At 39.1% G+C, this 22,955-nt stretch carries 27 protein-coding genes; 14 read left to right on the forward strand and 13 right to left on the reverse strand.

Annotated elements, in window-relative coordinates; translation table 11 throughout:
• Positions 1 to 130 precede the first annotated feature (130 nt).
• Positions 131 to 2,788 (forward strand): alanine--tRNA ligase, encoded by a 2,658-nt coding sequence (alaS, locus tag OA84_RS05815; protein WP_039343722.1) that lies wholly within the window; start codon positions 131 to 133, stop codon positions 2,786 to 2,788.
• A gap of 172 nt (positions 2,789 to 2,960) precedes the next feature.
• Here alaS and OA84_RS05820 read toward each other — a convergent pair whose 3' ends face one another.
• The 4 genes from OA84_RS05820 to OA84_RS05835 all read right to left on the reverse strand — a co-directional run bounded on the left by OA84_RS05820 (position 2,961) and on the right by OA84_RS05835 (position 6,128).
• Positions 2,961 to 3,197 carry a hypothetical protein gene (locus OA84_RS05820; protein ID WP_039343723.1) on the reverse strand — a complete coding sequence of 79 codons (237 nt, stop codon included), beginning with the start codon at positions 3,195 to 3,197 and terminating at the stop codon, positions 2,961 to 2,963.
• Positions 3,198 to 3,284: 87 nt separating this feature from the next.
• The gene (locus tag OA84_RS05825; protein WP_084060867.1) at positions 3,285 to 3,782 is read right to left on the reverse strand and encodes a GNAT family N-acetyltransferase; all 498 of its coding nucleotides are present in this window, start codon (positions 3,780 to 3,782) and stop codon (positions 3,285 to 3,287) included.
• A gap of 12 nt (positions 3,783 to 3,794) precedes the next feature.
• Positions 3,795 to 5,000, reverse strand: coding sequence for a metallophosphoesterase (locus OA84_RS05830; protein WP_039343725.1), 1,206 nt, complete (start codon positions 4,998 to 5,000; stop codon positions 3,795 to 3,797).
• Between the two features lie 60 nt (positions 5,001 to 5,060).
• Positions 5,061 to 6,128 carry a 3-oxoacyl-ACP synthase III family protein gene (locus OA84_RS05835; protein ID WP_039343727.1) on the reverse strand — a complete coding sequence of 356 codons (1,068 nt, stop codon included), beginning with the start codon at positions 6,126 to 6,128 and terminating at the stop codon, positions 5,061 to 5,063.
• A 101-nt stretch (positions 6,129 to 6,229) separates the two neighbouring features.
• On the opposite strand from OA84_RS05835, the gene OA84_RS05840 reads away from it, so the two are divergent.
• From OA84_RS05840 to rny, 6 genes are all read left to right on the forward strand, one after another.
• Positions 6,230 to 6,799, forward strand: a complete 570-nt coding sequence (locus OA84_RS05840; RefSeq protein WP_039345762.1) for a hypothetical protein — start codon at positions 6,230 to 6,232, stop codon at positions 6,797 to 6,799.
• Between the two features lie 11 nt (positions 6,800 to 6,810).
• A complete protein-coding gene (gene ubiE, locus OA84_RS05845; RefSeq protein WP_262493308.1) occupies positions 6,811 to 7,530 on the forward strand; it encodes a bifunctional demethylmenaquinone methyltransferase/2-methoxy-6-polyprenyl-1,4-benzoquinol methylase UbiE in 720 nt (239 codons plus the stop codon).
• A gap of 1 nt (position 7,531) precedes the next feature.
• Complete coding sequence (gene porT, locus OA84_RS05850) at positions 7,532 to 8,338, forward strand: type IX secretion/gliding motility protein PorT/SprT (protein WP_039343731.1); 807 nt, start codon at positions 7,532 to 7,534, stop codon at positions 8,336 to 8,338.
• A gap of 145 nt (positions 8,339 to 8,483) precedes the next feature.
• The gene (locus tag OA84_RS05855; RefSeq protein WP_039343732.1) at positions 8,484 to 8,786 is read left to right on the forward strand and encodes a hypothetical protein; all 303 of its coding nucleotides are present in this window, start codon (positions 8,484 to 8,486) and stop codon (positions 8,784 to 8,786) included.
• Positions 8,786 to 9,073, forward strand: a complete 288-nt coding sequence (locus OA84_RS05860) for a cell division protein ZapA (RefSeq protein ID WP_039343735.1) — start codon at positions 8,786 to 8,788, stop codon at positions 9,071 to 9,073. The genes OA84_RS05855 and OA84_RS05860 overlap by 1 nt, the downstream gene beginning before the upstream one ends.
• Positions 9,074 to 9,348: 275 nt before the next feature.
• Complete coding sequence (rny, locus tag OA84_RS05865) at positions 9,349 to 10,923, forward strand: ribonuclease Y (RefSeq protein ID WP_039343737.1); 1,575 nt, start codon at positions 9,349 to 9,351, stop codon at positions 10,921 to 10,923.
• Positions 10,924 to 11,162: 239 nt separating this feature from the next.
• On the opposite strand, the gene OA84_RS05870 is transcribed toward rny, so the two are convergent.
• Entirely contained in the window at positions 11,163 to 11,630 is a 468-nt protein-coding gene (locus OA84_RS05870; RefSeq protein WP_039343740.1) for an acyl-CoA thioesterase, read from the reverse strand.
• Positions 11,631 to 11,738: 108 nt separating this feature from the next.
• Between OA84_RS05870 and OA84_RS05875 the strand changes: the two genes are divergently transcribed.
• Positions 11,739 to 12,092, forward strand: coding sequence for an arsenate reductase family protein (locus OA84_RS05875; RefSeq protein WP_039343744.1), 354 nt, complete (start codon positions 11,739 to 11,741; stop codon positions 12,090 to 12,092).
• Positions 12,089 to 12,325 (forward strand): hypothetical protein, encoded by a 237-nt coding sequence (locus OA84_RS05880; RefSeq protein WP_143068745.1) that lies wholly within the window; start codon positions 12,089 to 12,091, stop codon positions 12,323 to 12,325. The genes OA84_RS05875 and OA84_RS05880 overlap by 4 nt, the downstream gene beginning before the upstream one ends.
• Positions 12,326 to 12,443: 118 nt before the next feature.
• Here the strand turns inward: OA84_RS05880 and OA84_RS05885 are convergent, their stop codons facing one another.
• The 3 genes from OA84_RS05885 to idi form a co-directional block, all read right to left on the reverse strand.
• On the reverse strand, positions 12,444 to 12,890 hold the full coding sequence (locus OA84_RS05885) for a hypothetical protein (RefSeq protein ID WP_143068744.1): 447 nt from the start codon (positions 12,888 to 12,890) through the stop codon (positions 12,444 to 12,446).
• 103 nt (positions 12,891 to 12,993) lie between these two features.
• On the reverse strand, positions 12,994 to 14,073 hold the full coding sequence (gene gcvT / locus OA84_RS05890; protein ID WP_039343754.1) for a glycine cleavage system aminomethyltransferase GcvT: 1,080 nt from the start codon (positions 14,071 to 14,073) through the stop codon (positions 12,994 to 12,996).
• Between the two features lie 162 nt (positions 14,074 to 14,235).
• Positions 14,236 to 14,745 (reverse strand): isopentenyl-diphosphate Delta-isomerase, encoded by a 510-nt coding sequence (gene idi, locus OA84_RS05895; protein ID WP_039343756.1) that lies wholly within the window; start codon positions 14,743 to 14,745, stop codon positions 14,236 to 14,238.
• Between the two features lie 200 nt (positions 14,746 to 14,945).
• Here idi and OA84_RS05900 point away from each other — a divergent pair, with 200 nt between their 5' ends.
• Positions 14,946 to 15,347 carry an LNS2 domain-containing protein gene (locus OA84_RS05900; protein WP_039345765.1) on the forward strand — a complete coding sequence of 134 codons (402 nt, stop codon included), beginning with the start codon at positions 14,946 to 14,948 and terminating at the stop codon, positions 15,345 to 15,347.
• Positions 15,348 to 15,353: 6 nt separating this feature from the next.
• Complete coding sequence (locus OA84_RS05905) at positions 15,354 to 16,313, forward strand: D-2-hydroxyacid dehydrogenase (RefSeq protein WP_039343758.1); 960 nt, start codon at positions 15,354 to 15,356, stop codon at positions 16,311 to 16,313.
• 121 nt (positions 16,314 to 16,434) lie between these two features.
• On the opposite strand, the gene mscL is transcribed toward OA84_RS05905, so the two are convergent.
• Complete coding sequence (gene mscL, locus OA84_RS05910) at positions 16,435 to 16,806, reverse strand: large conductance mechanosensitive channel protein MscL (protein ID WP_039343760.1); 372 nt, start codon at positions 16,804 to 16,806, stop codon at positions 16,435 to 16,437.
• A 133-nt stretch (positions 16,807 to 16,939) separates the two neighbouring features.
• Here mscL and OA84_RS05915 point away from each other — a divergent pair, with 133 nt between their 5' ends.
• The gene (locus OA84_RS05915; RefSeq protein ID WP_039343761.1) at positions 16,940 to 18,454 is read left to right on the forward strand and encodes a bifunctional ADP-dependent NAD(P)H-hydrate dehydratase/NAD(P)H-hydrate epimerase; all 1,515 of its coding nucleotides are present in this window, start codon (positions 16,940 to 16,942) and stop codon (positions 18,452 to 18,454) included.
• 27 nt (positions 18,455 to 18,481) lie between these two features.
• On the opposite strand, the gene lgt is transcribed toward OA84_RS05915, so the two are convergent.
• On the reverse strand, positions 18,482 to 19,351 hold the full coding sequence (lgt, locus tag OA84_RS05920) for a prolipoprotein diacylglyceryl transferase (protein ID WP_039343763.1): 870 nt from the start codon (positions 19,349 to 19,351) through the stop codon (positions 18,482 to 18,484).
• A 33-nt stretch (positions 19,352 to 19,384) separates the two neighbouring features.
• The gene (yidD, locus tag OA84_RS05925) at positions 19,385 to 19,624 is read right to left on the reverse strand and encodes a membrane protein insertion efficiency factor YidD (protein WP_039343765.1); all 240 of its coding nucleotides are present in this window, start codon (positions 19,622 to 19,624) and stop codon (positions 19,385 to 19,387) included.
• 97 nt (positions 19,625 to 19,721) lie between these two features.
• On the opposite strand from yidD, the gene OA84_RS05930 reads away from it, so the two are divergent.
• A complete protein-coding gene (locus OA84_RS05930; protein ID WP_039343767.1) occupies positions 19,722 to 20,999 on the forward strand; it encodes a replication-associated recombination protein A in 1,278 nt (425 codons plus the stop codon).
• 172 nt (positions 21,000 to 21,171) lie between these two features.
• On the opposite strand, the gene OA84_RS05935 is transcribed toward OA84_RS05930, so the two are convergent.
• Positions 21,172 to 21,594, reverse strand: a complete 423-nt coding sequence (locus OA84_RS05935) for a hypothetical protein (protein ID WP_039343770.1) — start codon at positions 21,592 to 21,594, stop codon at positions 21,172 to 21,174.
• A 199-nt stretch (positions 21,595 to 21,793) separates the two neighbouring features.
• On the opposite strand from OA84_RS05935, the gene pepE reads away from it, so the two are divergent.
• Positions 21,794 to 22,486 (forward strand): dipeptidase PepE, encoded by a 693-nt coding sequence (gene pepE / locus OA84_RS05940; RefSeq protein WP_039343772.1) that lies wholly within the window; start codon positions 21,794 to 21,796, stop codon positions 22,484 to 22,486.
• Here pepE and OA84_RS05945 read toward each other — a convergent pair.
• Complete coding sequence (locus tag OA84_RS05945; RefSeq protein WP_039343774.1) at positions 22,483 to 22,896, reverse strand: acyl-CoA thioesterase; 414 nt, start codon at positions 22,894 to 22,896, stop codon at positions 22,483 to 22,485. The two genes, pepE and OA84_RS05945, sit on opposite strands and share 4 nt — an antisense overlap.
• Positions 22,897 to 22,955 lie beyond the last annotated feature (59 nt).

A 22,955-nucleotide genomic window follows, 5' to 3' on the forward strand; every position in this document is an offset into this window, starting at 1 on the left:
AAAGATTACTTTTTTTAGGTTTTTCTAAAAGCTGAAGCATTTCTATAGTGCTTTAATTTTTCAAAAAACAATATTCCCGAATCACTTCAAAAATCCGTAAATTTGCGAACTTATCATTAAGCCAAACCTCATGACTTCACAAGAAATAAGACGCAAATTTTTAGAATTTTTTAACGAAAAAGGCCATTTAATTGTTCCTTCCGCGCCAATCGTACTGAAAGACGACCCCACTTTGATGTTTTCAAACTCCGGTATGACGCAATTTAAGGACTATTTTTTAGGATACAAAACGCCAAAAGCACCGAGAATTGCAGATACGCAAAAATGCTTACGCGTTTCCGGTAAACACAACGATCTCGATGATGTTGGCCGCGACACTTATCACCACACGATGTTTGAAATGTTGGGCAACTGGTCTTTTGGTGATTATTTTAAAAAAGAAGCCATTGATTTTGCGTGGGAATTATTGACACAGGTTTATAAGATTCCGAAGGAAAATTTATATGTAACGATTTTTGAAGGCGACACTTCAGAAAATTTAGATCGTGATAATGATGCTTACAATTTCTGGAAAGCACACATTTCCGAAGATCGAATTATCAACGGTAATAAAAAAGATAATTTCTGGGAAATGGGTGAAAGCGGACCGTGTGGGCCGTGTTCCGAAATTCATGTTGATATTAGAACTGAAGAGGAAAAAGCAAAAATTTCCGGTTTGGAGCTCGTAAATAATGACCATCCGCAAGTGGTGGAAGTCTGGAATCTGGTTTTCATGGAATATAACCGAAAAGCCGACGGAAGTCTGGAAAAATTACCGGCGCGCCACGTAGACACCGGAATGGGTTTCGAAAGATTGTGTATGGCTTTGCAGGGAAAAACTTCGAACTATGACACCGATGTTTTCACGCCATTAATTAAAAAAGTGGAGGAAATATCCGGTAAAAAATACACCGGAATTTTAGACGACGAAAAAGATATTGCGATCCGCGTTTTGGTTGATCATATCCGTGCAGTTTCCTTTGCGATTGCCGACGGTCAGCTGCCTTCAAATGGCGGTGCAGGTTATGTAATCCGCAGGATTTTGCGTCGTGCGATTTCATATTCTTATCGGTTTTTAGGCATTAAAGAGCCATTTTTATTTGAATTGGTCTCGGTTTTACGCGCTGAAATGGGAGATTTTTTCCCGGAATTGGTGAAACAGGAAAAACTGGTGACTGAAGTGATTAAAGAAGAAGAAACTTCATTTTTGAAAACCATCGAACATGGTTTGAAAAGAATTGATTTAATCATCACCGAAACTTTGTCTAAAAACGAAAAAACCTTGCCCGGCGCAGCAGTTTTCGAACTGTACGATACGTATGGTTTTCCGGCGGATTTATCCCGAATTATTGCGGAAGAAAAGCAGTTGACCGTGGATGAAAAAGGTTTCGATGAGGAAATGGAAAAGCAAAAGCAACGTTCCAAAAAATCATCGGCGCAGAAAGTTTACGACTGGGTTGTGCTTGAAGAAAAAGCTGAAACTTTTGTTGGTTACGACCAAATAGAAACTGAAACATACATTACACGTTACCGGAAAGTTGAAAATAAGGACGGCGAATTTTACCAGATTGTGCTGTCAAAATCGCCTTTTTATCCGGAAGGTGGCGGACAGATCGGCGATAAAGGAATTCTGATTCCGAGCTATACCGAAGGTTTTGATATTTCAAATCCGAGTGTTTTTGATATTAAAGACTGCACGGAAATCATCGAAGTTTTAGAAACGAAAAAGGAAAATAACCTCATCATTTCTTTAATTAAAAATTTGCCGAAAGATGCCGGCGCGGTATTTTACGCCAAGGTAAATGAGTCGGAACGACGAAATTCTCAGGCAAATCACTCGGTAACGCATCTTTTGCACGAAGCGCTGCGCGAAGTTCTCGGAACGCATGTAGAGCAGAAAGGCTCGTACGTAAGTCCGGAATATCTGCGTTTTGATTTCTCGCATTTTTCTAAAATTTCCGAAGAAGATTTGAAATTGGTGGAAGATAAAGTAAACCAGAAAATTAAACAAAATATCGCTTTACAGGAATTCCGCGAAATTCCGATGACGGAAGCTATTGACAAAGGTGCAATGGCGCTTTTTGGTGAAAAGTACGGCGACAAAGTGCGTATGATTCAGTTCGGTTCTTCAAAAGAATTATGTGGTGGGACACACGTAAAATCTACGGGTGAAATCGGTCATTTTAAAATTCAGAATGAAAGCTCTACCGCCGCGGGAATCAGAAGAATTGAAGCGATTTCGGGTGATAAATCCGCAGAATATTTTAGTGGTTTAGAAAATGAAATCAAGGAAATTTCCGGTTTATTGAAATCAAAAGATTTAGCAAAATCTGTTCAGAAACTTATTGAGGAAAATTCAGCTTTAAAAGCGGAGCTTGAAACATTTAAAAAAGAAAGAGCCAAAGGCGAAACCGCAAACTGGAAAAACGATTTTGTAGAAAAAGGCGATAAAAAACTGTTGGTGAAAAAAGTTTCTTTAGACGCGGCGAGCGTAAAAAATATCGTTTTCCAACTTAAAAAAGATACACCAAATTCTGTAATCGTCATCATTTCAGATGCAGACCAAAAACCGCTGATTACCGTTGGTGTTTCCGCGGATTTGGAAGCGAAGTATCATGCGGGAAATGTCGTGAAGGATCTGGCGAAAGAAATACAAGGTGGCGGCGGTGGAAATCCGGGTTTCGCAACTGCCGGCGGAAAAAATCTTGAAGGCATTGAAAACGCCTACCAGAAAGCACTGCAATTATAAAAAAAATTAGCCTTTTAAACGGCAAATTTTTCTGATTTATAAAAAACAAAAATCCCGAATAATCGGGATTTTTTGTTTTTTCATCTGTGTTTTTTAAGTCATCTTTTTTCGATCATTTGCGTCTTTTGATCATCTGTGTTTTTGACTCATCTTTTATAGAGCGTGTGTTTTTTTACTTATTGCTGTTTCCCCGTGCAACCAGCGCGATGATAACGATTAAAACAAGAGCACCAATTACCCAAACTAACGGATTGCTCATCCAGTCCCCACCAGCCATTCCACCATCGGTATTCACATCTACCTTTAGGTCAGGTGCGGTTTCCTGAGCTTTAACTAAAATTACAGCAAAGTTTGCCATTATTGCTAATGCAAGCATCTGAATCTTGGTGAATAAATTGGAACGTGTCATCTGTTTTATGTTTTTAATGTTGTTACAACCTCATATTCTAAAATCGTACCAAAATTAACAGTTACACATTTTTTTCTTAAAATAATCTTAATTAATAAAGCATTCCATCAGGTAATCGTCCATCACAAAACCGTTTCCAATATCGAAAACGCCTTCCTCATAGATTTTAAATCCTTGTGATTCGTAGATTTCTATAGCAGGATTGCTTTTGTTTACATTTAAAATGATGCGCGTATCACCATTTTGCTGAACCTGCAATTTTAAAAACTGAAGTGCTTTTTTTCCCAAACCTTTTCCTTTAAACTCTTCAAGCAAATAAATTCGGTGCAGTTTGGTCGTTTTTTCTTCAAATTGATATTCAAAACCGATGAAGCCGGCGTTTTCGTTTCCGTCTGAAATCAGGAAATAAACGTAATTTGGATTTTGAAGCTGTCGCGAAATTTCTTCTTCAGAATACATTTCCTGCAACATATAAAAAATTTGCTCTTTGGACAGGATATTTTTGTACGCGGAATTCCATGATTTTTCCGCCAATTCCCGGATAAGCGGAATATCTTCAGCAGTTGCATTTTTAAATGTGCACATTTTAAACTGATTTTAGGAAAGTTCGATAAGCGTAATCTCCGGTTCAATCCCGACACGGCCCGGATAACCGATGACACCAAAACCGCGGTTCACGTAAAGGGATTTGCCGTTGCTTTCATACAGATCCGCCCATTTTTTATAGCGGTATTGCACCGGCGACCAACGCACATTTTTCAGGTCGATGCCGAACTGCATTCCATGCGTGTGCCCGGAAAGTGTTAACTGAACATTCGACGGATGGTTTTTCACCACTGCATCAAAATGCGTAGGATCGTGGCTCATTAAAATTTTTGCCGCTTCTAAGGGGATATTTTTCGAAGCTTTATCCAAATCACCGTATTGCGGAAATGGTTTTTCGCCCCAATTTTCTACCCCTAAAATGAACAGTTTTTCTCCGTTTCTATCAATGATGCGGTGTTCATTTCGCAACATTTCAAAACCTGCTTTTTTCTGTAAAGCAATTAATTTCGGAACATTTTGGGCTTTTTCCTGCGCGGAATTCCAGTCACCGTAATCGCCATAATCGTGATTTCCGAGAATTGAAAATTTTCCGTCTTTAGCCTGAATACTGGAAAATAACGGCACAAAAGGCTCAAATTCCGTAGAATAATTATTCACCATGTCTCCGGTGAAAAGCACCAGATCGGCTTTTTGCTCATTAATTAAATCAAAAGCATGCTTTAGTTTTTCCGGATGAAAAAAACTTCCAGCATGCACATCGGAAATCTGCACAATTCGATAACCTTTAAAGCTTTGCGGTAAACCTTTGATTTTAATTTTTACTTTCCTCACGGTGTGGCGGTATTTTCCGAAAATAATTCCGTCAAGAAATAGTAACGATAAAACCGCGGCGCTGCCCAGTCCGAGCACGCTGATGAAAGTCCGACGTTCGGGAAGAAAAGTATCACCGGAAATAAATTTTTGTGAAAAGAAGAAAAATCCCCGCACCAAATCTTCCAAAAACAGAAAAAAAACAACGAATAATTTCGGCAGGAAAAATACCAAAAATACCGATGCCACCAACTGTACGCGGTGATGATCACGGTCTGTTCTCTTAAAATTGAGCACTTCGTAAATGAAAAACAAATAGACCGCGATGGTCACCACCCAATAACCCACGCGAATCCACTGGTTGTTGGTAATGGTTTTAAATGCCTGGTAAACGTAAAATTCCAGCGCAAATAAAATTCCGGTAAAAATTAATATATTTTTCTGCATTTTTTTCAAGAAAAAAGCACAAAATCTATTTTGTGCTTTCTGTATTTTTTAGTTATAATTTTATGGAAACCTGTATACCAGCGCGTTTATATTCATGCCGGCGCCTACAGAAGCAAAAACCACATTGTCTTTCGATTTGAAGTTGTGCGGTGCCATTTTTCCTTTTTGTATGAGATCAAACATAGTAGGAATCGTTGCAACCGAAGAATTTCCAAACTGCTGAATCGTCATCGGTGCAATATCGTGGTCGTAATCGGTAATTCCATATAGTTTATAAAGTCGTGAAATCATCGCATAATCCATTTTCGCATTCGCCTGATGAATTAAAATTTTATCGATATCAGAAATATCTAAATTCGCTTTTTCAATCGTTTCTTTTACTGCGACCGGAACATTTTTCAAGGCATATTCGTAAATTTTTCGCCCATTCATGCGGATATAAAGTGGCCGTTGATCCTCATCTTTTTTTAGCGACGGCGCATAATCCAAATAGAGCAGCTCGTCCTGATTATCACAAATTGAAGAGTCTGCAATAATTCCCACATTTTCTTCATCAGTTGCTTTCACTACCACTGCGCCGGCACCGTCGGCAAAAATCATTTTATTGCGGTCAAAAGGATCGGTTACGCGGCTTAAAGTTTCAGAACCTACCACGAGAATCAGTTTGGCTTTTTTCGCTTTAATCAACGTGTCAGCCAAAATCAAAGCTTCTACCCAACCCGGACAGCCGAAAACCATATCATAATTTACGGTCTTTCTGTTTTTAATACTAAGTTTGTTTTTTAGTCGCGATGACATTGAAGGCACAAAATTAGGCGCTCCGTCTTTATTTACTTCCCCGTAATTACTTGCATAAATAATATAATCGAGTTCTTCCTGATCAATATTAGCGTCTTCAATTGCTGCTACTGCGGCGCGGTGTCCTAAATCTGAATTAAATTCGTCATCTTCCAAATACCGCCGGTTTTCAATTTCCGTAATCTCAATGAACTTCTGTATAATTTCTTCGTTGGGTTTCTCAATCTTGTCACCTTCGTCGGTATAGAAAACGGAATCCATGAAATAATCTTTACCAATGATCTTGGTGGGAAGATAACTTCCTGAGCCTATAATGATTGTGTTGGGCATATGTAAATGAAAAATTTACCGCAAAGTTAACAATTAATATTGTATCGCCGAGAAACAAAATTATTATTAAATTTGTGAAACTTTTTGACCAGAATACCGTTATGAAAATCAGTCCCTCAACCAAAGGTTTAATTTTTTCGCTTCTTACCGTTTTGGTGGCTTTTGGGATTTATTTTCTCTTTTTGGCGAAAAAAAATTATTATCTGGTTGACAATCCTACGGAAAATACCTTCTATTTTAAAATAAATAACGGCGACGAAAAAATAATTTCCGCAGGCCAGAAAGTAGAAGTAGATTTAAATAAGGGCAAAAACAATATTAAAGTTTTTGATGCTCAGAAAAAAGTGCTGTACGATTCCGGTTTTGTGGTGAATAAAGACCGCGGCTTGCTGAATATCGCTCATCAGGATTATTATATTAATGAGCAGTTTTACGGCTACGGCTTAAACCGAGATTCGCTGATTGCTGCCAGAAAACCCACGGAAATAGACGGAAAATTGTACGTAAACACTCCGCAGCGGTTTAATAAGCTTTATACGGACAAATTTTATTACAATATTGATGAAGATTACGATCAGCTGATAAAAAATGTCCAAAAAGTGGAGTCGCGCACCAAAATTTTCCGGAAAGAAGATTTCCTGAAATACTACAAAGAATATTACCAATTTTAATTTCAATCACCTTGAAACAAGTTACTCCTTATAATACAGAAGCCGGCAAGAAAAAAGAAGTCGAAGATATGTTCGACAATATTGCGCCAAAATATGATTTGCTGAATCATGTGCTCTCGATGAAAATTGATGTTTTGTGGCGTAATACTTTGGTGAAATGGATGAATAAAGACCAGCCAAAACTTGTTTTGGATGTCGCAACAGGCACGGGTGATCTTGCCATTGCGGTGCAGAAAGGTACCGGCGCAAAAGTTACCGGCCTTGATCTTTCCCAGCAAATGCTGAACGTGGGAATTGAAAAAATCAGGAAAAATAATCTTGATGACAAAATTGATATGATGAAAGGCGACGCTGAAAATCTGCCTTTTGAGGATAATAAATTTGACGCAGTCTCCGTTGCTTTTGGAGTGCGGAATTTTGAAAATCTCGAAATTGGTCTTGCTGAACTGAAAAGAGTAGTGAAGGAGCAAAAAAGCGTTTACATCCTGGAATTTTCAAAGGTTGAAGGTTTTTTAGGCCCTTTTTACATGTTTTATTTCAAAAATATTTTGCCGCAAATTGGCAAGCTAGTTTCCAAAGATAATCGCGCTTATACTTATTTGCCGGATTCGGTGAACGCTTTTCCTTTCGGTGAAAAAATGAAGAATATCCTGCTAAAAGTTGGTTTCCAGAAAGTGGAATACAAGAAATTAAGCCTGGGTATTGCAACAATTTATAAAGCAACCAAATAGTATGTGGAACAAACTCTTTAAAATCAATATCATCGCGGCGCTGCTTTTCGGCACGCTGTACGAGGCGCAGATGTTCCGCAACAAAAACCGGATGGACAATCTGGAAGGTTTTGATGATCAAAAGTTCAGCTATGGGTTTTTCCTGGCGGGAAATAATTTCGACTACAAACTGATTTTAGATGGCAGCGCTTTTAAAAATGATCCGGCATTCGGAATGGATGGCAATAAAAGTTTGGTGCAATCAAAAGCCACTTACAGTTTCGGTGCGGGTTTAATTGGTAAATTCAGATTAAGCGAAAATTTCGATTTGCGCGTAGAACCAGGTTTGCAGTTTGTTGAACGTGAGCTGTATTTCGATACACAATCCAACGACCAATATGCTGCCGGAACGCCAGCAAATCCACCCTTTATACCAGTTGCCTTAACGGAAGCTGACAAAGTGCGCAGAATAAAATCTACGTATGTGGACATTCCGATTTTGCTTGAAGTTCACGGTGACCGTTGGTACAATTCACGACCTTACGCAGCGGCGGGTGTAAATTACCTGCTGAATCTACAGTCGAACACCAATAGCCAGGACGATAATCAACAGGGAATTTTCCGCTCTACAAGCAGTAATTTTGCCTGGTCAGCAGAGCTTGGAATACAGTTTTATTTCAGCAGATTTAAATTGACTCCGGGCTTCCGCGGAACTTTTATGGTGAATAATGAGTTGGTTCGCGATAATGCCGAAACACCGCCATACTGGGCCGATGCTTTGTCGGGTATTAAAACACGCGCCCTAATGTTTGTTTTAAAATTTGAATAAAAAATTTTAATAATATGAAAAGGGAAAATCTGCAGGTTTTCCCTTTTTTTTATTTTAAAATTTGAAAATTAGTTCCCCAGAAATCCACTAATCCATTTATTTTTTTATATTTTTGCTCCAGAGTTAGAATAAATTAACCTGAAAAATGCTTAGTGATTTAGAAAATAATTTTTCGTTGCTGGAGAAAAAAATCCTCACTATAAGTAAGAATTTTCAAAACCTTAACGAGAAATATAAAGAGCTGAATCATGAGCACCAGGAGCTGAAGGAACGTTACGAAGAGGAAAGGAAAAAAAATCAGGTTTTAGCAGAAGAACAAAAAAATATTAAACTTTATTCCGCAATTTCCGGTAATCCCGATCACAACAGATTGATGAAAAATCATATCAATCGCCTGATCAAAGAAGTAGATTACTGTATTGCAGAACTTCAAAATACCGGTTTGTAATGGATGTAAGACGAATTACAATAACAATTGCCGGTAGAAGTTATCCGCTGAATGTGCCTTCTTCCGAGGAAGAAATCCTACGAAAAGTAGGAAAGCAGATCGATGGAATGATTAAAGATTTTGAAAAGAATTTTGACGTTAGAGATAAGCAAGATGCTTTGGCAATGTGCGCCCTACGGTTGGGAACCAACGCCCAGGTCGCGGAGCTCAATAACGATAAAAATATAAATGCTTCCGTGGAGCGGTTGAAAAACATCAACCAAATCCTGGAAGAGTTGGAAAAGTAGATTTTTCTTTTCCGCAAAAGACTGCCTACAATAGTTCTAACACATTACAGGTAAACTCAACGCTAAACAATTACCGGACAAAAGTTCACTTAATGGCGCGCCGACTTGTTCGGATTACAAAAAGTGAAAATCAGTTCAAATCGTGTTGATTAGGAGTTTACTCTATATCATTGAACTGTTGTAGGCTTTTTTATTTTAAAACCAGAAAAATTCCGCCTTAAAACGGCAGATTTTTTATAATTAAAGAAATTAAAACTATTAAAAATTAAATATATATGACAACAACAATCGCTATTATCATAGGCATTGTTTGTCTGGCAATAGGAGCGCTTTTAGGATTTTCATTCTCTAAAAGTTCTTTGAATTCCAAGGCAAAATTCATCATCGACGATGCTAAAAAAAATGCAGACAACCTTCTGGAAAAAGCTACCGTTCAGGCAGAATCCATTAAAAAAGAAAAACATCTGCAGGCAAAAGAAAAATTCATGGAGCTGAAATCTCAGCACGACGCCGACATCAACGCTCGCGAAAAAAAGATGCAGGATGCGGAAAAAAGAGTAAAAGACAAGGAGCAGAAACTGAATGATGAACTGAGCAAAACCGGAAAACTTGAAAAAGATCTGGATCGCCAAATCGCCGATTACAGCAAAAAGAACGAAATTATCGACAGAAAACAGCAGGAATTAGATGCTGTAACTGCACAAAAAGTGGAAATTTTAGAAAGGATTTCCGGCTATTCCGCAGAAGATGCGAAAAACGAATTGGTAGAAGCTTTAAAAGCGGAAGCCAAAACAAAAGCGCAGGCGCACGTACAGAATATCATGGCAGAAGCGCAGCTTAATGCGAAGCAGGAAGCCAAAAAAATTGTCATTCAGACCATTCAGAGAATCGGTACCGAACAGGCGATCGAAAATTCAGTTTCCGTATTTAATATCGAATCTGATGAGGTTAAAGGTAGAATTATCGGTCGTGAAGGTCGAAATATCCGTGCTTTAGAAGCTGCAACTGGTGTTGAAATTATTGTTGATGACACGCCGGAAGCCATCTTACTTTCTTGTTTTGATCCTGTCCGACGTGAAATCGCGAGACTTTCCTTACACCGTTTGGTAACTGATGGTAGAATTCACCCCGCGAGAATTGAAGAAGTGGTGGACAAAACCAAAAGACAGATCGAAGAAGAAATCATCGAAGTTGGTAAAAGAACCGTTATCGATTTAGGCGTACACGGTCTTCACCCGGAATTGGTGAAAATTGTCGGCCGCATGAAATACCGTTCGTCTTACGGACAGAATTTATTACAGCACTCGCGCGAGGTGGCAAACATCGCCGCGACAATGGCGGCAGAACTTGGTTTAAATGTTAAATTGGCAAAAAGAGCCGGTTTGTTACACGATATTGGCAAGGTTCCGGAACAGGAATCCGAATTGCCACACGCACTTCTCGGAATGCAGTGGGCTGAGAAATTTGGTGAAAATCCGGAAGTCATCAATGCGATTGGTGCGCATCACGATGAGGTTGAAATGACATCTTTACTTTCACCGATCATTCAGGTTGCTGATGCGATTTCAGGTGCAAGACCGGGCGCCAGAAGACAGGTTTTAGAATCTTACATCCAAAGGCTGAAAGATCTGGAAGCCGCAGCTTTAAGCTTTGATGGTGTTTCCAGTGCTTATGCGATTCAGGCCGGCCGCGAACTCCGCGTGATGGTAGAAAGCGGAAAAGTAAACGATGATCAGTCGGCGCAGCTATCTTATGACATATCCGAAAAAATCCAGAATGAACTTACGTATCCGGGTCAGGTGCGCGTTACCGTAATTCGCGAAACCAGAGCGGTAAATATTGCCAGGTAAAACGGCAATTTTTCTTAAATATAAAAACTCCTTTCAAAGTTGAAAGGAGTTTTTTTTGTTAAAAATTGGCCGCTAAAAGAGCCTTTTTTCATTTTTAAATTTCAGAAAAATTGAGGTTAAAACCAGCTTATTTTTATTAGTCAAAATTTTTAATGCTAAAAAATTCGGCCTGCAAAAGCCGATTTTTTTTAAAATTTCCGGAGCGAAAAAATTCACTGCTAAAACGGCATTTTTTTCATTTATTCAAAAAACGGTTTCATTTCCTCTTCGATGTTTTTCCGCAAATCCATCAATTTCACCGCGTATTTTTCCATTTGCTTTTCCTGCTCGGTTTGCGGCGCGAATTTCGGCACTTCCACCGAATTTCCTTCATCATCTACTGCGACAAAAACGATGATGCAGTGGGTTTTCTTTTCAAATTCTTTCCGCTTAATATTGCGCGAAAAAACGTTAATCGCAATGTGCATGCTGGTTCTACCGGTGTAGATGACTTCCGCTTCTACTTTCACAATATGCCCAATTTTTATCGGTGAGTAAAACCGGATGCCTCCTACATAAACCGTGACACAATAGCTGGAACTCCACGAACTCGCGCATGCGTAACCCGCTTGGTCAATCCATTTCATCACGCTGCCGCCGTGCACATTTCCACCGTAATTTACATCGCTCGGTTCTGAAATAAATTGGAAAACTGTTTTGGTATTCATTGAAAGATTTTAATATTTAAATGTAAGGTTTTTTAAATCAGAACGCTAAGCAGTTTTAATTCAGAAAAAATACCTGCTAATGCACCGGATTTTTCTATTTTTGCTACCATGAAGAAAGTTTTTTACCTGAAAACCTGCGGCACCTGCACCAAAATTTTAGCAAAATTTGACCTTTCCGAGTGGGAACTACGCGAAATTAAAAAGGAACCAATTAGCGCGGAAGAACTGGCGCAAATGTATGCGCAAACCAAATCTTACGAGGCGCTTTTCAGCAAAAGATCAACTCAGATAAAGGCCAGAAATATCGATGTAAATTCTTTAAAAGAAAATGATTTCAAAAATCTTATTCTCGATCATTATTCCTTTCTAAAACGTCCGGTTTTCCTTACCGATGTTCAAATTTTCATCGGTAATGAAAAGAAAAATATAGAAAACCTGGAAAATTTTTTCGGCGCTAAATGATGAGATTTTTCCTTTTTATCTTATTCTCTGTTCAGCTGTCCGCGCAAACGGTGTACAAAACGCCAAGCGGCGCGAAATACCATTTAGCCTCCTGCCGAATGGTGAAAAATGTCTCGTCTTCACTTCCTTTAGAAAAGGCACTGAAAATCGGACTTCAGCCCTGCAAAATTTGTGATCCGCCCTTTCGCGCGGTTTCCGGCATTATGTTAAAACCAAAAAAAAGGCTGGAGTAAATTCTGCCAACCAATGTATAGAACGCACAAAACCGGCGCGCGCTATAAGCGGAAAACGCGGATAGGAAACGATTTCCGTTTCCAGCATTTACCGAAAAATTAAAAAAATGCTGTTTAATTAATGATTTTTCTTTTCCAGCATATTGTAAACGCCGATCGTAACCAACGCTCCGAAAAGGTAATAACCCGTGGTCATCCACTTTTTCTGGTCGGTGTTTGTGGCTTTATTATTTCCTAAAAAATGTTCTGCCAAACCAATAGTTCCGGCTGCACCTAAAAGCCCGGTTCCTACGGTTTTACCAATGATTTCCGAAGTATTTGTGGAAGTTGCTAAAGTTGAAAATAACATGGCGTTCGACAGAATATTCCCACCCATCGCCGCGGCGTAAACTTTCTCGTCATCGGCGTCGTAAATATCCAGATTGTCCATGGATTCTTCCACCATTTTTTCACCGACCTGGTCTAAATCCGGTGCATTATCCATGTTTTTTTTGAAAATTTGATGAACTGCTGTAAGTGCTAAAGAACCGGCCAAACCGGCGATACTTCTGTTAAGTGCTGACATAATTTTTTTATTTTTAATTGTCGGGAAAACAGCGAAAAAGATGCCACACAAAAAAAGCAGCTGACGAATCACCTGCTTTTTTTAATCTATAAATCGAAAAATTTTAGACAAACGGTGTTTTTACTACTTTTGCCGGGATATTTTTATTTCTGATTTGGATGAAAATATCCGAATCAACTTTATTATGTCCCGTTGCGACGTACGCCAAACCAATTCCGATGTTTTTCATCGGGCTCATGGTTCCGGACGTCACTTTTCCTATTTCATTTCCTTCTGCATCCACAACCAGATAATCGTGTCTTGGGATGGCTCTTTCCTGCATTTCAAAACCTACCAGTTTTCTTTTAATTCCTTCCTCTTTTTGCTTCGCAAAATATTCTTTGTCCACAAAATCTTTATCAAATTTGGTGATCCAACCTAAACCTGCTTCGAGTGGGGAAGTGGTATCATCAATGTCATTTCCGTACAGGCAGAAACCTTTTTCAAGTCTTAGTGTATCACGTGAAGCCAGGCCGCACGGCAACAAACCGAATTCTTCACCGGCTTCCACAATGGCATCCCACAGTTTCACAGCGTCTTCATTTTGGAAATAAATTTCAAAACCGCCGCTTCCGGTGTAACCGGTATTTGAAATAATCACATCAGAAACGCCTGCAATAGTTCCCACGGTAAAATGGTAATACGGAATTTCAGCAAGGTTAATTTCAGTAATTTTTTGAAGTGTTTCAGTCGCTTTCGGTCCCTGGATTGCCAGCAAAGACATTTCATCCGACGCATTCGTCAGTTTAGCCCCGAATTTTTCGTTGTATTTAGAGATATGTTCCCAGTCCTTTTCAATATTAGAAGCATTTACCACCACAAAATATTTTTCCGCGTTCATCCGGTACACGATCAAGTCATCCACAATTCCGCCATTTCCGTTCGGCATGCAGGTGTATTGTGCTTTTCCATCTTCCAGCGCATCTACGTTATTGGTTCCCACAAACTGCAGCAAATCTTTTGCGGTTGGTCCTTCCACAAAAAACTGGCCCATATGCGAAACATCAAAAATTCCGACTTTTTCGCGAACCGCAAAATGTTCCTGCGTAACACCGGAATATTGTACGGGCATTTCAAAACCGGCAAAAGGCACCATTTTCGCGCCCAGAGAAACATGTTTTTCAAACAAAGGAGTTCTTTTCATATATTTTCATTTTTTCAGGAGCAACCTGAGTTTAGCATCTTTTTGAAGATTGAAACCCGCTGTCCGCTGTATCTCCTTGGCGCTGTCGCGCCTTCAGAGGATGCCGCTTCCATCGGGGCTAGAAGTTCAGTCCGTCATCTTTCCGAAGAACAAAAAACCTTTTTATAAGTGGTGTTTATATTCCTGAAGAATTATTTTAAACCATTCCGTGAAATGTTCGGGGTTGGCTTTCATTTCTTCGTCCAGCATTTCCATCGTAATATATCGGACTTCCGAAACTTCATCTTTATTCAGCTGAAATTCACCGTTATAATTTCCGGTAAAAACGTGGTCGAGTTCGTGTTCGAATAAATTTCCGCCCACATCCGCTTTATAAATAAAATGGAATTTTTGGGTTAAATCGGCGTGAATTCCCAGTTCTTCGTGCAAACGACGGCGTGCACCGTCAATATACGTTTCATTAGCACGCGGATGCGAACAAACCGCATTGGTCCATTGGTTGGGCGAATGATATTTTCCTGCAGCTCTGCGCTGAAGCAAAACTTCACCTTTATCATTAAACAAAAAAACCGAAAAAGCGCGATGCAGAATCCCATTTTCATGAGCCTGCATTTTATCCATGACGCCTAGAATTTCGTCCTTTTCAGAAACTAAAACCACTTGTTCTTCCATATCACACAAATTTAAGTTTTAAAAATTAGGTACTCAAATTTTTGTGAAATTTTAATAACCCAACCATTAAAAATCACCGGTTACAAGTAATGTTATCTTACGTTTTCTGGCAGATTTTATGGCATCCATTTGCGGAATTTTAGATTTATATGCCTGTGAACCAACGAAAATTTATAATTTTGCTCCTTAAAATTCAAGCGATGGAATTAGAATATAAAGACCATTTAAGCCCGATGTTGAAGGGCGATATCAAGAACTATCTTATTGATATCGACGGCACCATAACCGATGATGTACCCAATGAAGAGCCGGAAAGAATGGTGGATTGCGAGCCCTATCCGGATGCGCTGGAAACCATTAACCGCTGGTACGACCAGGGGCATATCATCTGCTTTTTTACATCGCGTACAGAGAACCTGAAGCAGATTACCATCGACTGGTTAGATAAACACGGGTTTAAATATCACAGCGTTTTGTGCGGAAAACCGCGCGGCGGAAATTATCACTGGATCGATAACCATTTGGTCAGAGCAACAAGATACAAAGGAAAATTCACCGATTTGGTTGAAAAACAGGTCACCATTGAAGTATTTAATGATTAAGGAAGAATGAAGATTTTAGCAAACGACGGATTAGACCAATCAGGGATCGATGCCCTAACCGAAAAGGGTTTCGAGGTAATTACCACTAAGATTCCCCAGGAATTTTTAGTGGATTACATCAACGAAAATAATATCAGAACAGTTTTAGTAAGAAGCGCGACACAGATTCGCAAAGATTTAATCGATGCATGTCCGTCGATCGAAATTATCGGTCGTGGTGGTGTAGGAATGGATAATATTGATGTGGATTATGCACGATCGAAAAATATTCACGTAATCAACACGCCGTCAGCATCATCTGAATCTGTGGCGGAATTGGTATTTGCTCATTTGTTTTCCGGTGCTAGGTTTTTGCCGGATTCTAACCGCAAAATGCCCGTAATAGGCGATTCCGAATTCGCGAAACTCAAAAAATGTTACGAAAAAGGAATTGAACTCCGCGGTAAAACCATAGGCATCATCGGAATGGGAAGAATCGGCCAGGAAGTGGCAAGAATAGCCCTCGGTTTAGGGATGCGTGTAATCGCGGCAGACAGTAATGTAGGCAGAGCAAGTATTAAAGTTAAGTTTTACAATAATCAGTTCATTAATGTTGATATTGAAACCGAGCCGCTTGAAGGAGTTTTAAAACATGCTGATTTTATCACCCTTCACGTTCCCGCGCAAAAAGATGGCTACATGATTGGTGAAGAGGCATTTGCGCTCATGAAAGAAGGCGTAGCTATCGTCAACTGTTCCCGAGGTGGAGTTATTGACGAAGAAGCTCTGGTTGCAGCATTGAATTCCGGTAAAGTTGCGTTCGCAGGGCTGGATGTTTTTATGAACGAACCCACTCCGTCAAAAGAGATTCTAAATCATCCGAAAATCTCCCTTACTCCGCATACGGGAGCTTCGACTGTAGAGGCGCAAGACAGAATTGGACTGTCGCTGGCTGAACAGATTTGCAGCATTTTGCAGGTATATTAGGAAAAAATATGTTTTAACAAATAATGAAACACGCTTTACGGCGTGTTTTTTTAGTATTCAATACAGGTAGCAAAAACAAAAACCCGGAAGATTCCGGGTTTAGTTTTTTATAATGATACAGTTATTTATTCTTCAAAAGGTCGCGGATTTCTGCAAGCAAAACTTCTTCATTGCTAGGTCCTGCTGGAGCTTCTATTGCAGGTTTGTTTACTTTATTCACCGCTTTGATCAGCATGAATAATACCATGGCAATAATTAGGAAACTGATGATTGCAGAGAGAAAATTTCCGTATTTCACCCCATTCCAAGTCAATTCCGAAATATTTTTCAAGTTTGCCGCTTCCAAAGCAGGGTTAAGCAATAGTGGAGTGATAACATCATCTACAAATGAAGTGATAATTTTACCAAAAGCACCGCCAATTATAACGGCAACAGCCAAATCCACTACATTTCCTTTAAATGCAAATTCTTTAAATTCCTGTACAATTCCCATAATATTAGTTTTTAATTTAATAATTTAATCAAATTTAGAAAATTGCTTTAAATAACCCCAATTTTATCTGGTTTTTTATGCTGATATTTCAGCAGTTGGATATTTTGTAAATTTATAATCCAAATTACCTGATATGAATATTTTTTCAGCACAGAAAATTTACGAATGGGAAATATTTACCATGCAGCAGGACAATATCTCGGCGCTACAGCTTATGGAAAAAGCTGCGAAATGTTGCTGTAACTGGATTACCGACCGGTTTTCTACCACTTCAGAAATGCTAATTTTTTGTGGCGCCGGAAATAATGCCGGCGACGGTTTTGCGCTCGCGCGGCTGCTTTACCAAACCGGATTTAATATCAAAATTTTCACCGACAGCTCGAAAAAATTCACCGAAGAAGCCGAAATAAATTTCCAGCGCTGCAAAGAAATTTCTGGTATTGAAATTCAGGATTTTTCGGCCTTAAAGCAGCTAAAAAATTCGGAGAGCTCCGTTATAATCGATGCGCTTTTTGGTTTGGGAATTAACCGTGCTATACAAGGTCCGGTCGCGGAAGTCATTTCTTTTTTGAATGAATTGCCTGGAACAAAAATCGCGCTTGATTTGCCGTCGGGCCTATTTGCTGAAGAAATTTCGGCTGAAAACGCCGTAATATTTCAGGCAGATTACACCTTGACTTTTCAGGTGCTGAAAAAAGCCATGTTGCATCCGGAAACCGCGCCGTTTTGTGGTGAAATTATCATCATGGATATCGGTTTAAACCCGGATTATTGTCTTGAAAACCCAACTTTAGAAAATACAGTTGATGAAAATTTAATTCAACAAATTTATAAACCACGGAAAAATTTCAGCCATAAAGGAAGTTTTGGAAAATCGCTGCTTATAGCCGGAAGTTTTGGTAAAATTGGTGCCGCGGTTTTAGCAACAAAAGCTGCTTTAAAAGCCGGTTCAGGTTTAACTTTCATTCTTGCGCCAAATTGCGGTTATGAAATTCTGCAAAATTCTTGTCCGGAAGCGATGTTTATTTCGGGCGGTGAAAACGAAGTTGGAAAAATTGTGAGTGATGATGAATACAGTATTGGAATTGGTCCCGGACTTGGAACTGCTAAAGCAACCGATATAGGACTTTTGAACTTTCTGAAAAGCTATTCAAAATCGCTTATTGTGGACGCTGATGCTTTAAATATTCTGGCTAAAAACGCCGAAAATTTTCAGTTTATACCGAGAAATTCCATTATCACGCCGCACCCGAAGGAGTTTGAAAGGCTTTTTGGTAAAACTGAAAATTCCTTTGAGCGCACAACATTAGCTCAAAAAAAAGCCGCTGAACTGGGTATTTTTATCGTTTTAAAAGATCATCACACCCAAATTATTTCACCGGCTGGCGAAGTTTTTTATAATCTTACCGGAAATTCCGGAATGGCAAAAGGCGGCAGTGGTGACGCGCTTCTCGGGATTTTAACCGCACTGGTGGCGCAAAATTATTCACCGCTAAATGCCGCAATTTTTGGTGTTTGGCTTCACGGAAAAGCGGGCGATTTCGCGGCAGAAAAATATTCAAAAGAAGCCCTGCTGCCTTCCGATCTTATCGATGAACTTGGAAATTGCTTTAAATATTTAGAAAAAAAATCCTCTCAGCAAAACTGAGAGGATTTTAATATTTTAAATTAAAATTTAATCTGGTTTAGAATTTTCTTCTTCAGTAATCATTCGCTTTTTAGACGTCAGCATAATTACAAAACCGGCAATCATAAACGGTATTGATAAAACCTGACCCGTATTTAAACCTGCGAACTGGATGAATTCATCGCCTTGTGGTTCTTTAAGAAATTCTACAAAAAACCGAATTGCCCACAACAAAATGAAAAACACGCCAAATAACCAGCCTTGCTGATATTTCTTGTTGGTGTAGCGGTATAAAATCCAAAGCAAAATGAAAAGCAGAAAATATCCACCAGCTTCAAAAAGTTGGGTCGGATAGCGCGGTACAATTGCGCCATATTCTGAGCTTTGCTGTGGAAACAAAACTGCGAATGGTGAATTTTCCGGCGCCGGTTTTCCGATGATTTCAGAATTAAAGAAATTCCCGATTCTCACAAAAGCCCCACCTAAAGCTACCGGGATTCCGATTCTGTCGTACACCCAAAAGGGATTTTTGTGAATAATTTTATAAGCGTAATAAAGCGTGGTGAAAATTAAAGCAATGGTTGCGCCGTGACTTGCTAAACCGGAAAATCCTGTAAATTCAAGCTGCGGTTTTGTTCGGATCGGTAAAAAAACCGACCAAAAATCCTGCTGAAAAAGTTCCGGCTGGTAAAAAATGACGTGTCCGATTCGCGCTCCGAAAATGGTTCCGATTAATGTCCAGGTGAAAAGAGGCTCTACATATTTTACATTCACTCCGTCAATCTTGTAGATTTTGGTCATCAGCATGTAACCTAAGCCGAAAGCTAAAATAAACATCAAACTGTAATAATGCAGTGTGATTGGTCCCAGATGAATTCCGGTGGAAGGATCCCAGGTGGAGTATAAAAATGTGAGCATAATATTTTGGTATTTTTTTAAGGTAAAAAGGGGTTATTTTTTGCTTTTTGGCGGAACAGGATCGTAACCTTCGCCGCCCCACGGATGACAGCGGCCGATTCTTTTGGAGCCGAGCCACAATCCTTTAAAAGGTCCGTGTATGCGCAGCGCTTCAATCATGTAAGAGGAGCATGTTGGCGTATATCTGCAGCTGTTCGGCAGAAGAGGCGAGATTACCATCTGATAAACACGGATAAGAAAAATAAGAGGAAAATTGATGATTTTATTCAACATGCGTTGCAAAAATAACTAAATAGTTTAAATTTGTTCCAAGTTTCCGAGGAAACTTCTGTTTTTCAAATTTCCCAGTTTCACATTTCAAATTTAAGTTTTGAATTCCAATACGCCGCTTGCCGAAAAACTGCGCCCGAAAACTTTAGACCAGGTTTTGGGACAGGATCATCTGACCGGAAAAAACGGCCCGATACGGAAAATGCTGGAAAATGACACTTTAAAATCGCTTATTTTCTGGGGTCCACCCGGAACAGGAAAAACCACATTAGCGGAAATTATTTCAGAAACTTCCGGACGGAAATTTTACAAACTTTCCGCGGTTTCAAGCGGAGTAAAAGACATCCGTGAAATCATCGAAGAAGCTAAAAAGCAAAATCTTTTTTCAGGCAAATCGCCTATTTTATTCATTGACGAAATTCACCGCTTTAACAAGTCGCAGCAGGATTCGCTTTTGCACGCGGTGGAAAAAGGTTGGGTGGTTTTGATGGGCGCTACGACCGAAAATCCAAGTTTTGAAGTGGTTTCGGCTTTACTTTCGCGCTCGCAGGTTTATATTTTAAAAGCTTTAGACTACGAAAAACTGGAAGAACTCATCGGAATTTCTTTAAAAAGATATAACGAGGAAGAATCGACTAATTTTGAAATTGAAGATTACGAGGCTTTTATTCAATATTCCGGAGGTGACGCGAGGAAGCTGATCAACGCAGTAGAAAATGTGCTTAATCAATTTAAAAATTCTGATAAAAAAAATATTACCAATGCGGATGTTCTATCGGTTTTGCAGGAAACGATGGCGCTTTACGACAAAAACGGAGAACAGCATTACGACATCATTTCGGCTTTTATAAAATCTATGCGCGGATCTGATCCCAACGGCGCGGTTTACTGGCTCGCAAGAATGCTCGTTGGTGGTGAAGACATTAAATTTATTGCACGAAGAATGATGATTTTAGCTGCGGAAGATATTGGCTTGGCAAATCCGAACGCGCTGGTCGTGGCGAATAACTGTTTTCAGGCGATCAACGTGATTGGAAATCCTGAGGCAAGAATTATTCTGAGCGAAACGGCGGTTTATTTGGCAGTTTCACCAAAAAGCAATTCTACTTATGTTGCGATAAATGATGCGATTTCGAAAGTGAAACAAACCGGAAATTTGCCCGTGCCGTTACATCTGCGAAACGCACCGACGAAGCTGATGAAAGATCTGGATTACGGCAAAGATTACGATTACGCGCATTCGCACGCTGGAAATTTTGTGGATTTAGAGTTTCTTCCAGACGAATTGAAAGGCACCAGTTTTTACACACCAGGAAAAAATTCTACAGAAAATAAAATTGCCGAACAGTTGAAACAGAAATGGAAAGATAAATATTAGAAAAAAGCCGTTAAAACCGGCTTTTTTTGTGTTTTACCAGAGTGGGAAAAAACAGCTTTTTAGCTGCCAATTTTCTTAAAATGAAAAAATATGATGTTTAAGCAACGAAAAAAAATCTGCGCCGGCGGCACAGATTCTTAAACAATAAAAAATAATTTAGTATAAAAGTGTTTTATAATTCGTTGATAGAATTCGCGGAAACCGACATTTCCGGCATCGCATAAATTTGAGATTTTGCACGCATTTCCACCATTTTCTTGATGTTGTTTAGATCTTTCGCTTCTTCGATGGTCATATCTTTAAATTCATAAATTTTGACCGCTTTATTTTTTTTGAAAGAATCCTGAACATTTGCAAATTCCTCTTCGTTGCGCACTTCTACGCTGGTAATAAGATTGTCATTTGAAGCAGAAACTTCTCGTTCTGTGGTTCCCAACAATTTTTTCCAGAAATTTCCTTTCGCGCCGGCAGTATTTTTCGCTGCGCTTTTGTAAATAAGGTAATTCTGGTTTTTGATTCCTGACTTTTCTAAACCTTCGGCCACGTCTTTAATGTTTTCCGGACTTGGAAAAAGACCAACAATCGTGTAATTCATAATAAAAGTATTTGTGTTATTAAATTCTATGCAAATATACTTTCAATTTATTCCGAAAAAGAAGTTTTGTAGTAAATTAACGTAAAGTTGATAAAAATCAGCTAATTAATTATTAATGTCATAATTTAAAACTGATAAGTCCAATTATTTAAAATTGAGTTTTTGATTACCTTTACAGCTTAACTTAAAGCTTTATTCAATGAACGTCCTGCTTGCTTCAACTTCTACACTTTTCGGTGGCAATTATCTGGAATATCTAAAACCGGAAATTTCAAGTCTTTTTGCCGGAATTTCTGAGATTATATTTATACCGTTCGCAAGACCGGGCGGTATTTCGCATGAAGAATACACGGCAAAAGCCGCGGATTTTTTTAAAATATTAAATATTGAAGTAAAAGGTTTGCATGAATTTGACGACCAAATTTCAGCCTTAAATAATGCGAAAGGATTTTTTACCGGTGGTGGAAATACTTTTCTTTTGGTGAAAATGCTGCATGAAAAAGGTTTAATGCAGGTTCTAAAGCAAAATATTGAAAGCGGAAAACCTTACCTCGGAACCAGTGCCGGCTCGAATATCGCCGGTCTTAATATGAAAACAACGAACGATATGCCGATTGTGTATCCGCCGAGTTTTGAATGTATGGGCTTGGTGAATTTTAATTTGAATCCGCATTACCTGGATCCAAATCCAGAATTAAAACACAATGGTGAAACGCGCGAAACACGGATTAAAGAATTTCTGACGCAAAACGACACGAAAGTAGTCGGACTTCGCGAAGGAAACTGGATTCGAAAAATTGGTGAAAAAACCACCGTTGAAGGCGGAGAAAAAACGCGGATTTTCGAAAAAGGAAAAGAACCGTACGAAATTGAACCGGGAACAGCGCTTTAGTCAGTATTCCATTTTTTCAGAAGTAAATCCATTAAGAAATCGGGGCATGAAATGACTTTATTTTTTTCAGCATCCAGGAAAAACAAAGTGGTTTTAGCTTCGGTTATCTTCTCTTTAGATTCATTATAAATTTCATAATCAAACTCAATTTTTACACCGGGAATTTTTGTGATGTAGGTATGAATTTCGAGAAGTTGGTCGTAGCGCGCGGGTTTCAAATATTTAACAGAAAATTGTGATACCGGAAGCCAGATTCCGCGCTGTTCTATGGCTTCATACGGCATGCCTAGTTCCCGAAAAAGCTCTACACGGGCGACTTCAAAATACTGTGCGTAGTTGCCATAATAGACGTATTTCATCGGGTCGGTTTCGGCGTAACGTACTCGTAGTGAGTGAGTTGTATGTATCATTTAATGTTAAGAATTGTTCATACAAATATATTTCTAAATAACCAATAGAACAAAAATTT

This window comes from Kaistella solincola (genome assembly GCF_000812875.1).
Lineage (GTDB): Bacteria > Bacteroidota > Bacteroidia > Flavobacteriales > Weeksellaceae > Kaistella > Kaistella solincola.

Bases quoted from the DNA above. Each gene is read 5' to 3' on its own strand.
- alaS (WP_039343722.1), top strand. From the start codon at position 131: ATGACTTCACAAGAAATAAGACGCAAATTTTTAGAATTTTTTAACGAA.
- OA84_RS05820 (WP_039343723.1), bottom strand. From the start codon at position 3,197: ATGACACGTTCCAATTTATTCACCAAGATTCAGATGCTTGCATTAGCA.
- OA84_RS05825 (WP_084060867.1), bottom strand. From the start codon at position 3,782: ATGTGCACATTTAAAAATGCAACTGCTGAAGATATTCCGCTTATCCGG.
- OA84_RS05830 (WP_039343725.1), bottom strand. From the start codon at position 5,000: ATGCAGAAAAATATATTAATTTTTACCGGAATTTTATTTGCGCTGGAA.
- OA84_RS05835 (WP_039343727.1), bottom strand. From the start codon at position 6,128: ATGCCCAACACAATCATTATAGGCTCAGGAAGTTATCTTCCCACCAAG.
- OA84_RS05840 (WP_039345762.1), top strand. From the start codon at position 6,230: ATGAAAATCAGTCCCTCAACCAAAGGTTTAATTTTTTCGCTTCTTACC.
- porT (WP_039343731.1), top strand. From the start codon at position 7,532: ATGTGGAACAAACTCTTTAAAATCAATATCATCGCGGCGCTGCTTTTC.
- OA84_RS05855 (WP_039343732.1), top strand. From the start codon at position 8,484: ATGCTTAGTGATTTAGAAAATAATTTTTCGTTGCTGGAGAAAAAAATC.
- OA84_RS05860 (WP_039343735.1), top strand. From the start codon at position 8,786: ATGGATGTAAGACGAATTACAATAACAATTGCCGGTAGAAGTTATCCG.
- rny (WP_039343737.1), top strand. From the start codon at position 9,349: ATGACAACAACAATCGCTATTATCATAGGCATTGTTTGTCTGGCAATA.
- OA84_RS05870 (WP_039343740.1), bottom strand. From the start codon at position 11,630: ATGAATACCAAAACAGTTTTCCAATTTATTTCAGAACCGAGCGATGTA.
- OA84_RS05875 (WP_039343744.1), top strand. From the start codon at position 11,739: ATGAAGAAAGTTTTTTACCTGAAAACCTGCGGCACCTGCACCAAAATT.
- OA84_RS05880 (WP_143068745.1), top strand. From the start codon at position 12,089: ATGATGAGATTTTTCCTTTTTATCTTATTCTCTGTTCAGCTGTCCGCG.
- OA84_RS05885 (WP_143068744.1), bottom strand. From the start codon at position 12,890: ATGTCAGCACTTAACAGAAGTATCGCCGGTTTGGCCGGTTCTTTAGCA.
- gcvT (WP_039343754.1), bottom strand. From the start codon at position 14,073: ATGAAAAGAACTCCTTTGTTTGAAAAACATGTTTCTCTGGGCGCGAAA.
- idi (WP_039343756.1), bottom strand. From the start codon at position 14,745: ATGGAAGAACAAGTGGTTTTAGTTTCTGAAAAGGACGAAATTCTAGGC.
- OA84_RS05900 (WP_039345765.1), top strand. From the start codon at position 14,946: ATGGAATTAGAATATAAAGACCATTTAAGCCCGATGTTGAAGGGCGAT.
- OA84_RS05905 (WP_039343758.1), top strand. From the start codon at position 15,354: ATGAAGATTTTAGCAAACGACGGATTAGACCAATCAGGGATCGATGCC.
- mscL (WP_039343760.1), bottom strand. From the start codon at position 16,806: ATGGGAATTGTACAGGAATTTAAAGAATTTGCATTTAAAGGAAATGTA.
- OA84_RS05915 (WP_039343761.1), top strand. From the start codon at position 16,940: ATGAATATTTTTTCAGCACAGAAAATTTACGAATGGGAAATATTTACC.
- lgt (WP_039343763.1), bottom strand. From the start codon at position 19,351: ATGCTCACATTTTTATACTCCACCTGGGATCCTTCCACCGGAATTCAT.
- yidD (WP_039343765.1), bottom strand. From the start codon at position 19,624: ATGTTGAATAAAATCATCAATTTTCCTCTTATTTTTCTTATCCGTGTT.
- OA84_RS05935 (WP_039343770.1), bottom strand. From the start codon at position 21,594: ATGAATTACACGATTGTTGGTCTTTTTCCAAGTCCGGAAAACATTAAA.
- pepE (WP_039343772.1), top strand. From the start codon at position 21,794: ATGAACGTCCTGCTTGCTTCAACTTCTACACTTTTCGGTGGCAATTAT.
- OA84_RS05945 (WP_039343774.1), bottom strand. From the start codon at position 22,896: ATGATACATACAACTCACTCACTACGAGTACGTTACGCCGAAACCGAC.